General features: G+C 67.9%; 11 protein-coding genes. 1 reads left to right on the forward strand and 10 read right to left on the reverse strand.

Annotation, left to right across the window (positions count from 1 at the left end):
- Window positions 1-558 precede the first annotated feature (558 nt).
- Window positions 559-1,797 (forward strand): hypothetical protein, encoded by a 1,239-nt coding sequence (locus tag SD37_RS37980; RefSeq protein ID WP_044855742.1) that lies wholly within the window; start codon window positions 559-561, stop codon window positions 1,795-1,797.
- A gap of 196 nt (window positions 1,798-1,993) precedes the next feature.
- Here SD37_RS37980 and SD37_RS37985 read toward each other — a convergent pair whose 3' ends face one another.
- The 10 genes from SD37_RS37985 to SD37_RS38030 form a co-directional block, all read right to left on the reverse strand.
- Complete coding sequence (locus SD37_RS37985; protein ID WP_044855743.1) at window positions 1,994-2,935, reverse strand: hypothetical protein; 942 nt, start codon at window positions 2,933-2,935, stop codon at window positions 1,994-1,996.
- An 84-nt stretch (window positions 2,936-3,019) separates the two neighbouring features.
- Window positions 3,020-3,553 carry a hypothetical protein gene (locus tag SD37_RS37990; RefSeq protein WP_044855744.1) on the reverse strand — a complete coding sequence of 178 codons (534 nt, stop codon included), beginning with the start codon at window positions 3,551-3,553 and terminating at the stop codon, window positions 3,020-3,022.
- A 31-nt stretch (window positions 3,554-3,584) separates the two neighbouring features.
- Window positions 3,585-4,850, reverse strand: coding sequence for an MCE family protein (locus SD37_RS37995; protein ID WP_044855745.1), 1,266 nt, complete (start codon window positions 4,848-4,850; stop codon window positions 3,585-3,587).
- Window positions 4,850-6,049 carry an MCE family protein gene (locus SD37_RS38000; RefSeq protein ID WP_044855746.1) on the reverse strand — a complete coding sequence of 400 codons (1,200 nt, stop codon included), beginning with the start codon at window positions 6,047-6,049 and terminating at the stop codon, window positions 4,850-4,852. The genes SD37_RS37995 and SD37_RS38000 overlap by 1 nt, the downstream gene beginning before the upstream one ends.
- Window positions 6,049-7,227: an MCE family protein gene (locus SD37_RS38005; RefSeq protein WP_044855747.1), complete on the reverse strand. Its 1,179-nt coding sequence runs from the start codon at window positions 7,225-7,227 to the stop codon at window positions 6,049-6,051. Before SD37_RS38005 ends, SD37_RS38000 begins: the two co-directional genes overlap by 1 nt.
- Window positions 7,224-8,210, reverse strand: a complete 987-nt coding sequence (locus tag SD37_RS38010; protein ID WP_044855826.1) for an MCE family protein — start codon at window positions 8,208-8,210, stop codon at window positions 7,224-7,226. Before SD37_RS38010 ends, SD37_RS38005 begins: the two co-directional genes overlap by 4 nt.
- Window positions 8,207-9,238 carry an MCE family protein gene (locus SD37_RS38015; protein ID WP_044855748.1) on the reverse strand — a complete coding sequence of 344 codons (1,032 nt, stop codon included), beginning with the start codon at window positions 9,236-9,238 and terminating at the stop codon, window positions 8,207-8,209. Before SD37_RS38015 ends, SD37_RS38010 begins: the two co-directional genes overlap by 4 nt.
- A complete protein-coding gene (locus SD37_RS38020) occupies window positions 9,235-10,578 on the reverse strand; it encodes an MCE family protein (RefSeq protein ID WP_083255191.1) in 1,344 nt (447 codons plus the stop codon). The genes SD37_RS38015 and SD37_RS38020 overlap by 4 nt, the downstream gene beginning before the upstream one ends.
- Window positions 10,575-11,411 carry an MlaE family ABC transporter permease gene (locus SD37_RS38025; protein WP_037314104.1) on the reverse strand — a complete coding sequence of 279 codons (837 nt, stop codon included), beginning with the start codon at window positions 11,409-11,411 and terminating at the stop codon, window positions 10,575-10,577. The genes SD37_RS38020 and SD37_RS38025 overlap by 4 nt, the downstream gene beginning before the upstream one ends.
- Window positions 11,412-11,414: 3 nt before the next feature.
- Window positions 11,415-12,167, reverse strand: coding sequence for an MlaE family ABC transporter permease (locus SD37_RS38030; protein WP_020633292.1), 753 nt, complete (start codon window positions 12,165-12,167; stop codon window positions 11,415-11,417).
- Between the last annotated feature and the right edge of the window lie 17 nt (window positions 12,168-12,184).

Consider the following 12,184-nt stretch of genomic DNA (forward strand, 5'->3'; position numbering starts at 1 on the left):
ACTATCCTAACTACCGGCTCCGGGCAGCCTGAAAGAGGGCAGCGCAAAGAAGCAGTCTAGCCCGAACGTCGCGGTCTGTCCAGGGGGCGCTCCCGATGGGGCCCAGCCTGCATCGCAACGTCTTCAGGTATGCCTCTCCTCGGCTTCCCCGGGGCCGTCCCTCCCGCAAGGGAACCGCCGGTTCTCGCCGTTGCCAGTAAGCGTGACCCCACGCGGGCTCGTAGTCAAGATGCCGCGCGGTGGTCCCGCCGGTTGGCGCAGCGTCGAAGAGGTCGCGCGGAGGGTGACGAACAGGACGCGCGTCCGGTTACCGCTCGGTACCCGCAGGTGACGGCGTCGGCCCGCCGACCTGCGTTTAGCGGGCTAAACGCGACGCCGCCGGGGTCCGTTTCGGAGAGTCACCAGGTGGGGGACGGGCGGCCGGAGAGGTGACTTCCGCGGGGTCTGACCGTGTGACCGTTGTGGCCGGTGCGCCTTCTGGGGCGGCGCACAGGAACGCCCCCGGGATCGCGATCAGGGGGCTGAACGCGATCCGCCGGACGGTGTCAGACTGGGCCGATGGTCCAGACGCGCGAGGACGAGCCGGCCTTCGACAGCACCCCACCGATGTCGCCCGTAGCCGTGCCACCGGAGGCCGAGCTGCGCCTGGCCGCCGAGCGAAGTCCGGTACTCCAGGAACTCCGACGCTTCGTCGCCGATTTGCCCGAGCACAGCGAGCCACGGACCGGCCCGGTCGGTCGCTGGGCCGAGGATTGCGGCCTCATCCGCGTCATCAAGGGCTCGTACGTACCGGTCAAGAAGAACGCCGGCCTCCTCGAGGACCCGCTCGCGCTGTGGGAACGGGCGTTTTCGACGGTCGGCGCGGCCGCGTACGACCTCGCCGGAGAGAAGTCCGATGAGTTCGCGGCGCTGTTCCCTCAGCTGGTTTCGGCGCTTTCCCTCACCTTGTACCGGTCGGGCGACGTGCCGGTGCCCGTCGAGCTCGCCCTCGGGGTCCTCGCGGAGATGTTCGAACGCGCTCCCGAGCCGAGTCCCGGTCTCCGCTACGCGACGACCGTCCTGCTGGAGCTGCTGGACCGGCTCGGCGCGATCGAGCAGGACACCATGACGGATCCGGACTTCCTGGCCAAAGTCGCCGACATCACCGGCAACCCGGATCCGGACCCGACGCTGATCAAGCTCACCCCGCTCACGGTGTGGGCGACCAACCGGGAACTCCGGGAGGCCGGGGTTGCGGCGCCGATCGTCGGCGAGGTCGCGGGCGAGCGGCTCGACAAACTGGGTTCGCACCTCCTCGACGCCCCGCCGGAGATCATCGACGCGGAGATCAAAGCCTGGGCTCGGCACCGGTCTCCCGTCGACGCGGCGACCGAAGCAGGCGAGTTCCTCCGGGGGGCGACGAGCCCGTCCGAACGGCTGCTCGCCTTGATCGCGCTCGGTGAAACCGGAGGTCATGGCCTCGAGACCGCCGCCGGGATCCGCGGGGAGGGCGGCCTGCCCGGCGCTGTCGCGGCGATGTGGCTGTCGGAACGCGGGGCGATCGGTCCCGAAACGGTCGACCGCGACGAGGTCGTCGTCGGGATGACCGACCACTTCGCGGCGATGCATCAGCTCGGCGCCTTCGTGCACCAGCTGGCCGAGATGGACGACGGATTCGACATCGTCGACCTGCTGACGTCCTCCGACCACCCCGCCACGCTCGAACTCCTCGACGTCGTCGCCACGGACCATCCGGACCGGGTGATGGCCAAGAAGGCGAGGAAGGCCCGCTTCAAACTGCGGTCGCGAGGCCTCTGACCCCTCGTCGAGGTACGCCCAGGTCAGCGCGCCGACACGTCACGATTAGGGGGCTAAACGCAGGTCGGGGCGCTCTTGCCGGTGGGGGTGGGCCCGGGTGCCCAGAGCGCGTTTAGCCCGCTAAACGCGACGTGGTGGGCCTGGGGAGGGGCCGAGCTGCGGTGTCGCGATTAGGGGGCTAAACGCAAGTGGGGGGCTACTTGGAGGGGGCCGGGGAGGCGGGGGGCGCGGAGGAGGCGGCCGGGTTGGGCGGAGCGGAGTAGGTGTTCATCGCCGTGATCTTCCACTTGTCACCCTGAAGCTCCGCGTTCAAGTGCAGCTGCGCGCTCCCGGCGGTGGTCTTGTTCGTGTCGGCCCGCGTCGAGCTCTGGTCGACGAACACCATCACGTCGGCCCGGTCCCCCTCCAGCCGGATGACGGCGCTGCGGGTGACCTTGCACGTCACGACCATCTTCTGCTGCGGGGCCAGCCGCTTGACCTCGCCCATCAGCAGGTTGTACTTCGCCCGCACCTCGTCGTTGACCAGCAGATCGGCCGCCGCGGCCTCGGTCTTCGCGATGTTGGTGTAGTCGTACGAGAACAGGGCCTCGGTCGCCTTCGAGACCTGGTCCTTGACCTGCGACGTCTTCGCGACGTCCAGCAGCGCGGTGTTGTTCGTCGAGCTGGTCACGTCGTCCGCTTGGATCTTGAACAGCACCGCGGCCCCGGCCAGCAGCAGCCCGACGACGACCAGCGCGCCCGCCAGGATCAGCTGCCGCGATCCCGGCGTCTTCGGCTTTTCGGACTCGGAGTCGGCTTCGGCGGCGACCTCGGCTTCGGCCTCTTCGAGGTCCTCCGGCTTCGCCTTGGCGGTCGTACGGGCCTTCGCCCGCGGACTCGGCTTCGCGACAACCTCGTCTTCGGTGGCCTCAGCACTCTCAGGAGCCTCGACAGCCTCCGGTGCGTCCTCCACCTCGACAGCCGCCACCTCGGCTTCGACAGCGGGCTCAGCGACGACCTCGGGCGCAGGAGCAGGAGCCGGACGCGGAGCAGGCCGCGGCGAAGGACGACGGACCGGCGCCGGCGTCTCGACGGACTCGACCTCAGGTGCGGGAGCCGCGTCGACGGGGGCCGCGCCGGGCCGGCGCAGACCGGCCACCCGGGGGCGGCGCACCGGCGGGGTGCTGCGAGGGGGCTGGCGGCGGGAGGGGGGCACTACGTGGCTCCGTTCTAGGTGACGCTCTTACTGACCGGCCGCGACGAGGGGCACGTTGCTGATCCCGGAGACCTTCCACTCCTCGCCGACCCTGGTCATCGAGACTTCCAGGCGCATCGGCTTGGAGATCACCTTGTCGCCCTGGGTGACCTGTGTCGAGATGGCGGCGAGGAAGCTCGTCTTGCCCTCGTGGTCGTCGAGTTCCTCCACCGCGATGTCCTGGATGGTGGTGACGACCTTGGTCTTCGCCTCACCGAGCGCCTTGCGGTAACTCGGCTCCAGCTGGGTCAGCTCGTCCGTCATCTTCTTGTCGGAGACGGCCTTCTGTTTGGCGAAGTACCCGTCGAGGTCCTCGAAATCGACCTCGGTGTAGGCCTTGATCGCGGTGCCACCGGCCTTGACCACGTCGTCCCGCGTCCGCGCCAGGTCGGCGTTGTCGTCCGCGGCCGCCACCGCCCACTGGATCCCGAACAGGGCCGCGGCGAGCAGGGCGGCCAGTGCGAACGCCGCGGCGCCCAGCACCAGCGTTCGCGGCGAGGTCCACGATCGAGAAGAACTCATGACACTCCAGGGTAGGTATGCGGTCTGAGGCTCAGCCGGGCAGTCCCAGCAAGGCGCCGAGGCTGGCCAGGCTGACCCCGGGGCCCTGCAGGACACTCGGCATGCCCTGCGCCGCGCGCAGGCTGGCCAGCTCGTCGGCCGACCGCCCGGCGTTCGCGGCGACGTCGCCCTGCGACGGGATCTGCGGGACCCCGTTGTACGGCACGTTCTGCGAACCGCGCACGTTGATCGGGCTGCCCTTCGGCTCGGCGCAGTACGCGTCGTCCTTCGGCGCGCGCGGCGTCGTGTCGGTGCCTTCGCGGTACTTGTCGAGGCCGATGTAGCCCTTCGTGCACGAAGGCGGGTTGAACAGGTTGAGCGCGAGCCCGAGATGCGCGGTGCCGTCGTTGGCGACCGTGTTGGCGCCCGCCGCGAGCATCGGGTAGGTCACCAGCCCCTGCTCCAGCCCGTCGAGCCGGGTCACGAGCAGGTTCGACGTCGTGAGCAGGTTCGCCGTCAGCGCGCCCAGTCCGGGTCCCGATTCGGCGAGCACCGAGCTGATCTGGTTCGCCACCTGCGGGGTGATCCCGATCAGCTTCCGGATGTCGGCGTCGGAGTTCTTCAGCGTGCCGGACAGCTTGTTGAGATCCGCGCTGAACGACTTCATCGAACTCGCCATGTCGTTCTGCGTGTCGAGGACCTGTCCGCCCTTTTCCAGCAGCTGGATCGTCTGCGGCAGGTACTCCTGCGCGGTCGTGGTGAAGCTGCGCGCGGTGTCGAGCAGCCGCTGCAGGTCCGGGCCGGTGCCGTTGAAGGCGTTGTACGACTCGTCGACGACCTTGCGCAGCGAGTCGGTCGGCACGGACGCCGCGAGGCTGTCGAGGTCGCCGATGAGCTGTTCGGTGGGCACCGGCGTCTTGACCTTGCCTGCCGGGATGACCGAACCCGGCTGGAGGAACGGCCCCTTTTCGCTCTTGGGCCGCAGGTCGACGAACTGCTCGCCGACCGCCGACCGGTTCGCGACGACGGCGTCGAGATCGGCGGGCACCTGCGGGGCGTCGGGCGCGATGTTGAGGTCGGCCTCCAGCCCGGTCTTGGTCAGGCGCAGTTCGCCGACGCGGCCGATGTTGAAGCCGCGGTAGGTGACCTCGGCGTTCTGGAAGATGCCGCCCGACTCCTTGAGTTCGAGCTTCACCGTGTAGCCCTCGTCGCCGAAGACCGAGCCGAGCCCGGCGAACCGGATCAGCGCGTACACGATGGCGACCACGGAGATGACCGCGAACAGGACCAGCTGGATCTTCGTCCTCCGGATCAGCATCAGCCCGCACCTCCCGCCAGCAGGCCGAAGATCCCGGCGGGTCCGGTCTGCTGCGGCTGTCCGCCGCCCCGCGGCGCGCCCGCCTGACTGCCGGCGACACCCCCGACGCTGTCCGGGATCGGCAGCGGCGGGTTCACGCCGGGCCCCTCGGTCCCGCCGGTCAGCCCGGGCACCGGGACGACGTCCTGGAGCGGGTTCTGACGGCTGCGGCCGAGGTTCTTGAGGATCTCGTTCAAGTTCAGGTCGACCTTCGCGAACAGGTTGAAGTAGTCACCCTTGACGCCGTCGTAGGCGGCGTCACTGAACGGGAAGGTCAGCAGGATCTCCAGCGCCTTGGGCAGATCCGAGCCCGCCTCGCCGAGCTTCTGCAGCGTCGGCTGCAGTGCTTTGAGGTCGGCCACGAGGTCTTCCTTGCTCTTGTTCACCGTGTCGACGGCGACACCGGAAAGGTGGTTGAGCGCGTTCAGCATGGTCACCAGCTGACCGCGCTGCTGCTCCAGCACGCCGAGCCCGGGACCGAGGTTGTCGACCGCGCCGACCAGCTTGTCCTTCTGCCCGTTCAGTGTGAGCGAGAGCCGGTTCAGCCCGTCGAGCGCCCGCGTGATGTTCGCGGACTGCCGGTCGAGGTTCGTCACCAGCTGGTTGGTGTTGTTCAGCAGCGCCTTGAGTTCCGGCGAACGGCCGCTCGTGGCGTTGTTGAGTTCCTTGGTGATGGTGTTGAGCTGTTCCACGCCGCCGCCGTTGAGCAGCAGCGAAAGCGCGCCGAGCAGCTCTTCGACCTCGACACTGCGGTTCGTCCGCGCCAGCGGGATGACCGCGTTGTCGGCGAGTTTGCCCTGACCGTCCGCGGGGGCGGCCAGCTCGACGTACTTCTCACCGAGCAGGCTCGACTGCCTGACGTTGGCCATGGCGTTCGCGGGGAGCTTCACGTCGCCGTTGACCCGCAGGGTGACCTCGGCGTTCCAGCCGTCCGGGGTGAGCCCGATCGCCTCGACCCGGCCGATGGACACCTCGTTGACCTTCACCCCGGCCTGCGGGGTCAGGTCGAGCACGTCCCGGAACTGCACCTTGACCGTGTACGGGTGGTCGCCGAGTTCGGCGCCGCCGGGCAGCGGGATGTCGTAGATCCCGCTGAATCCGCACCCGCTCAACGTCAGCGCGGCGACGGTTCCACAGGCCACCAGAGCAAGTTTCCGCATCACTTCGCCCCCGAACCGTAGAGCTGACCGGCGATGGGGAGCGGCAACGGCGGCAGCTGGCCCGCCTGCGACGACTGGATCACCTGCGCGATCGACGGCAGCGGCACCAGCCCGTCGACCAGCCCGGCGATCCCCTTGCACGCGTCGCCGAGCGCGTCGAGCGCGTCCGGGGTCTGCTTGAGCAGGTTGCACACCATCACCAGCGGCGGCTGGGTGAGCTCGTTGAGGTTGGCCCGCGCGTCGAGCGTGCCCGAAGACGCGTTGTAGGTGTTGACCAGGTTCCCGAGGCCCACCGGGGCGACGTCGAGGATCTCGGCGAGCGCGCCGCGCTGGTCGACGAGCACCTTGGTCACACTGGCCAGCTTGTCCACATTGGACTTGAGCCGGTCGCGGTTCTTCTCGATGAACGCCTGCACCGCGGTGAGGGTGTCGGACAGCTGCTTCACCGTCGCCGCGAGGTTCTCCCGCTCCCCCGCCAGGAATCCGCTGACGTCGGCGAGCTGCCGCTCGAAGTCACGGACCTGCGAGTCGCTGTTCACCAGCGTCTGCGAGAAGGAGCCGAGGTTCTCGACGGTCTTGAACAGGTCGTCCTTGTTCCCGGACAACGTGCCCGCCGCCTGGCCGAGTTTGGTGATCGTGTCGTGCAGCGCCTGCCCGTTGCCGTCGAAGTTCTTCGCGGCGGTGTCGAGCAGGTTCGACAGGGAACCGTTCTTGTTGGCGCCGTTGGGGCCGAGCGATTTGCTGACCCGCGAGAGGCTGGCGGCGAGTTCGTCGACCTCCAGGGGCACCTCGGTGCGGTCGAGGCCGATCACGGCGCCGTCTTCGATCCGCGGGCCGCCCTTGTAGGCCGGGGCCAGCTGCACGTAACGGTCGCTGACCAGCGACGGCGCCACGATGATCGCCTTCGCGTCCGCGGGCACCGCCACCGAACGGTCGTACTCGAGGTCGACGCGGACCTGGTTGCCCATCGGCTGGATCTTGGTGACCGTGCCCATGTCGACGCCGAGCATCCGGACGCCGTTGCCCTCGTACAGGCCGACGGCACCGGCGAAATAGGCGGTCAGGTGGTTGCGGCCGGCGTCCTTGAGCGTCCACCACAGCGCACCGGCGACCACCAGCGCGAGCACGATCGCGATGGTGACGCCGCGGGCGAGGCTCTCTCCGAGACGGGTACTCATTTCTCGTAGCACCCCTTCTCGTTGATCGGGCCGAACGACGGCAGGACCAGTCCGCAGATGTAGTTGTCGAACCAGCGGCCGTTGCCGATCGTGTTCGTGAACACCCGGATGAACGGCGCGAACCGCGCGATGCCCTGACCGAGGGCGTCCTGGTTGCGCTGCAGCATCGAGGTCAGCTGGTCGAGCTGGGTGAGCACCGGGTCGAGCTGCGCGTCGTTGTCGTCCACCAGGCCCTTGAGCTGGGTGGCGAGGTTGCGCGAGCCGTCCAGCAGCGCGGAGATCGCGTCCTTGCGGCGGGACACCTCCCCGAGCAGCTTGTTGCCGTCGGCGAGGAGCTTCTGGAACTCGGCGTCGCGGTCGACGAGCGTCTGCGAGACCTGCCGCGTGTTGGCGAGCAGGTTCGCCAGCTGCGTGTCCCGCGAAGCGATCGTGTCCGAGAGGCGCGAAAGGCCGTTCAGGGCGCCCTTCACGTCCGCCGGGGTGTCGGCGAAGGTCTCCGAGATGACGTCGAAGCTCTTCGCCAGCTGAGCGGTGTCGATGTTGTCGACGGTCTGCGAAAGCCCGCGGAAGGCGTCGAGGACGTCGAACGGCGACATCGTGCGCTCACGCGGGATGGTCGTGCTCGGGTCGAGCGTGCGCTGGCCCTGCGGGTCGAGCGCCAGGTACTTCTGGCCGAGCACCGTCTTGATCTTGATCGCCGCGCTGGTCTTGTCGCCGAGCCAGGCGTCCTTGACCCTGAAGGAGATCCGGACCTTGTCGCCGTCGAGCTTGATATCGGAGACCTTGCCGACCTTCACGCCCGCGACGCGGACGTCGTTGTCCTTCTGCAGGCCCGAAGTCTCCGAGAAGTCCGCGCTGTAGGTCGTCCCGCCGCCGATCACGGGCAGGTCGTCGGAGTTGAGCGCGGCGAGGAACCCGAGCAGCAGCACCGAGATGCCGACCAGCGCGATCGGGATGGGATTGCGTTTCTGGAACGACTTCATGCCGTGCACCTCGCCCGGTTCACCGGCAGCAGCGGCAGATTGATCGGTTCGTTGATCAGCGGAGGCAGGGCGACGGCCCCCTTCAGCTCACAGGCGAAGAAGTTGAACCAGGAGCCGTAGTCGGCGGTGCGGGTCAGCGCGGTCACCTTCTGCGGCAGGAACTGGATGAAGTGCTCGACGATCGGCTGGCTGTCGTTGAGGTTCTTCGACAGGGTGCCGAGCGCCGCGATGTCCTGCTTGAGCGGCTCGCGGGCCTCACCGAGCAGGCCGGACGTCGTCTGCGCGAGGGTGCCGAGCGAGTCGATGGCGTCACCGATCGGCTCGCGGTCGGCGGCCAGCCCGGAGACCAGCTTCTGCAGCTTGACGATCAGGTCGTTCAGCTGCGGCGTATGCGCGTTGACCGTGTCGAGCACCGAGTTCAGGTTGTCGATGACCTCACCGATCACCTGGTCCTTGTCGGAGATCTTGGTCGCCAGCGACGCGGTGTGCTGCAGCAGGCTTTCGATCGTGCCGCCCTCGCCCTGCAGGACCTGGATGACCTCGTAGGACAGCTTGTTGATGTCGTCCGGGTTGAGCGCGGTGAACAGCGGCTTGAACCCGTTGAACAGCTGCGTCAGGTCGAGCGCGGGCGTGGTCCGCTCCAGCGGGATGTTCCCGCCCGGCTCCAGGTTCTTGCCGGAGGAGTCGGTGCCCTGCCCGAGCGAGACGTAGCGCTGGCCGACCAGGTTCCGGAACTTGATCTGCGCGGTCACCCCGGCCGGCAGCTTGCGGCCGGCGTCCACTTCGAACTCGACCTCGGCCTGGCGGCGGTCGACGATCCGGACGTCCTTGACCTGCCCGACCCTGACCCCCGCGATACGGACGTCGTCGTTGGGCAGCAACAAGGTCGCGTCACTGAACCGCGCCTTGTAGGCGTTCGTGCTGGTGGTGTTGATGTTGGCGATGCTGATCCCGAGGATCGTCGTGAACAGCACGGTGATCACGACGAAGACGCAGAGCTTGATCAGCGGCGCGAGCAATCCCCTCACTGGACGTGCACCTCCGCCCCACGGTAGAGCGGGCCGACGAGCAGCGAGCCCCAGCCGGGCATGTCCGAGGCGGGCATCCCGACCTGCGGGCCGACCAGCTGCGCGAGGAAATCGGCTTCGGAAGCCCCGTAGGACGGGTTGCCCGCGGGCGCGCCGCCGCCGTTCCCGTTGTAGCCGCCGTAGTTCGCGAAGTTGTTGGACGGCGAGAGACCGTCGTTGGCAGACCGGGCGGGCGCCTTGACCGTGCTGCCGTCCTTGATCGGGCCGTCCGGCGGATACTGCGGGAAGGGGTCCGGGAACTGCTTGAGGTCGTAGCAGCGCGGACCGCGTTTGTCCTCGAACCTCGGCTCGTCCTTGCCGGGCAGGTACGGGCCGCGGTTGACGGTGATCTCGATGGTCGCGTGCAGCCCGGGCCGGTCGGTGCCCTTGCCGAGGGCCTTGTCGATCTTCGGCAGGTTGTCGGCCATCTGCCCGATCACGCACGGGTACTCCGGCGAGTACTTCGCCAGCAGTTCCGCCGTCGGGCGGGCGGTGTCGGCGAGGCGGATCAGGTTGTCGGCGTTGTTCCGCAGGAAGGTCTGGAGGTCCACCGAGGCCTGGGTGACGCTGCCGTAGAGGTTCGACAGGTTCAGCTTCTGGTCGGCCACGGTGCGCGCGGTGGTGCTCAGGTTGTCCAGCGTCTGCACCAGATCCGGCGCGACGGCGCTGAAGTTGTCCGAGAACTTCGCCAGTTCCTTGAGGTTCTGCTGGAGCTGGGGTTCGTGCGGGTTCAGGTCGCCGACATAGGTGCCGAGCTGCGCGAGGGTGTCGCCGAGCTGGTCGCCGCGGCCGTTGAGCGCGGTGGAGATCGCGGACAGCGTGCTCGACAGCTTCTGCGGCTGGACGGCCTGCAGCACCGGCATCAGGTGCGCGAAGGCCTGCTCCAGTTCGACCGCGCTGGACGTGCGGTCCTGGGTGATCACATCGCCCTCGGCGATCGTCCTCGCCGACGGCGCGTCCGGGATTTCGAGGGAGACGAACCGCTCACCGAACAACGTCTTCGGCAGGAATCGCGCCGAAACGTTCTGCGGGATCAGTTTCGCCGACTCCGGCTTGAGCGCGAGGGTGAGTTCGGCGCCGTCCGGCGTCGCGGCGATGTCCTGCACCGAACCGACGATGAGACCGCGGACCTTCACATCGGACTGCTTCAGCAACTGGTTCCCGATGCTGTCCGATTGCAGCTTCACACTCACCACGGGCGTGAACGCCTTTTCGTACAACGCGACGCTCAGCGCCACCCCGCCGACGATCACGGCGACCAAGAGCAGGCCCAGCAGCCTGCGCCGGATTGTCACGATCATCCTGCGATCCTCACCGTGACGTCGGTTCCCCAGATCGCGAAACCGATGAAGAAGTTCATGATGGACACCGTGACGATGCTCAGCCGGACCGCCTTGCCGACGGCCACGCCGACACCGGCGGGGCCACCGGAGGCCCGGTAACCGAAATAACAATGGGACAGGATGATCAGGACGCTGAACAACAGCACCTTGATGAACGAATACAGCACATCCTGTGGAGGTAGGAAAAGGTCGAAGTAATGGTCGTAGGTACCCGCTGACTGGTTGTAGATGTAGATAACGACCAACCGGGACGCGAGATACGAACTCAGCAGGCCGATGACGTACAGCGGGATGACCGCGACGAAACCGGCGATGATCCGCGTGGTCACCAGGTACGGCAGGCTCGGGACGCCCATCACCTCGAGCGCGTCGATCTCCTCGGAGATCCGCATCGCGCCCAGCTGGGCGGTGAACCCGGCGCCGACCGTCGCCGAAAGCGCCAGGCCCGCGACCAGCGGCGCGATCTCGCGGGTGTTGAAGAACGCGGTGAGGAAGCCGGTGAAGGCCGACGTTCCGATCGAGTTCAGCGCCGAGTAACCCTGCAGGCCCACGAGCACACCGGTGAACAGCGTCAGGCCGACCATCACGCCGACCGTGCCGCCGATGACCGCGAGCGAGCCGGAACCGAAGCTCACCTCGGCCAGCAGCCGCAGGACCTCTTTCATGTAGCGGCGCAGCGTCCGCGGCGTCCACAGCAACGCGCGGCCGTAGAAGGACATCTGGTCGCCGAGCGTGTCCAAAGTCTGCAGTGGACGGTTGGCGACCCGCTTGGCGCCTTGGAGGAAGGTCATCCGTCAGTCCAGCTTTCCGGGCACGATCTGCAGGTAGATCAGCGTGATCACGAAGTTCACCACGAACAGCATCAGGAACGTGATGACGACCGACTGGTTCACCGCGTCGCCGACCCCCTTCGGGCCGCCGGACGGGTTCAGTCCCCGGTAAGAGGCGACGACAGCGGCGATGAAGCCGAAGATCAGCGCCTTCAGTTCGCCGACCCAGAGGTCGGGAAGCTGGGCCAGCGCGGAGAAGCTCGCCAGGTATGCGCCCGGCGTCCCGCCCTGGAGGACGACGTTGAAGAAGTAGCCGCCGAGCACGCCGATGACGCTGACCATGCCGTTGAGCAGGAGCGCGACCAGCATCATCGCGAGCACGCGCGGCACGATCAGGCGCTGGACGGCGGAGACGCCCAGCACCTCCATCGCGTCGATCTCTTCACGGATCGTCCGCGCGCCGATGTCGGCGCAGACGGCGCTACCACCGGCGCCCGCGACCAGCAGCGCGGTGACCAGGGGGCTGGCCTGCTGCACAGTGGCGAGCACCGACCCGGCGCCCGTGTAGGACTGGGCGCCGAGTTGGCGGGCGAGCGAACCGAACTGCAGCGAGATGACCGCGCCGAACGGGATCGCGACGAGCGCCGTCGGCAGGATCGTGACGCTCGCGATGAACCAGGCCTGCTGGATGAACTCCCGCAGCTGGAACGGCCGTTGGAAGATGCCACGAACGATGTCGAGGCCAAGGGCGAACAGGTTCCCGGTCTCGCGCAACATGCCGATCCCTGGAATCT

Source organism: Amycolatopsis orientalis (assembly GCF_000943515.2).
Lineage (GTDB): Bacteria > Actinomycetota > Actinomycetes > Mycobacteriales > Pseudonocardiaceae > Amycolatopsis > Amycolatopsis orientalis.

Excerpts from the sequence above, each read along its gene's own strand:
- SD37_RS37980 (WP_044855742.1), top strand. The coding sequence starts at position 559 with ATGGTCCAGACGCGCGAGGACGAGCCGGCCTTCGACAGCACCCCACCG.
- SD37_RS37990 (WP_044855744.1), bottom strand. The coding sequence starts at position 3,553 with ATGAGTTCTTCTCGATCGTGGACCTCGCCGCGAACGCTGGTGCTGGGC.
- SD37_RS37995 (WP_044855745.1), bottom strand. The coding sequence starts at position 4,850 with ATGCTGATCCGGAGGACGAAGATCCAGCTGGTCCTGTTCGCGGTCATC.
- SD37_RS38000 (WP_044855746.1), bottom strand. The coding sequence starts at position 6,049 with ATGCGGAAACTTGCTCTGGTGGCCTGTGGAACCGTCGCCGCGCTGACG.
- SD37_RS38005 (WP_044855747.1), bottom strand. The coding sequence starts at position 7,227 with ATGAGTACCCGTCTCGGAGAGAGCCTCGCCCGCGGCGTCACCATCGCG.
- SD37_RS38010 (WP_044855826.1), bottom strand. The coding sequence starts at position 8,210 with ATGAAGTCGTTCCAGAAACGCAATCCCATCCCGATCGCGCTGGTCGGC.
- SD37_RS38020 (WP_083255191.1), bottom strand. The coding sequence starts at position 10,578 with ATGATCGTGACAATCCGGCGCAGGCTGCTGGGCCTGCTCTTGGTCGCC.
- SD37_RS38025 (WP_037314104.1), bottom strand. The coding sequence starts at position 11,411 with ATGACCTTCCTCCAAGGCGCCAAGCGGGTCGCCAACCGTCCACTGCAG.
- SD37_RS38030 (WP_020633292.1), bottom strand. The coding sequence starts at position 12,167 with ATGTTGCGCGAGACCGGGAACCTGTTCGCCCTTGGCCTCGACATCGTT.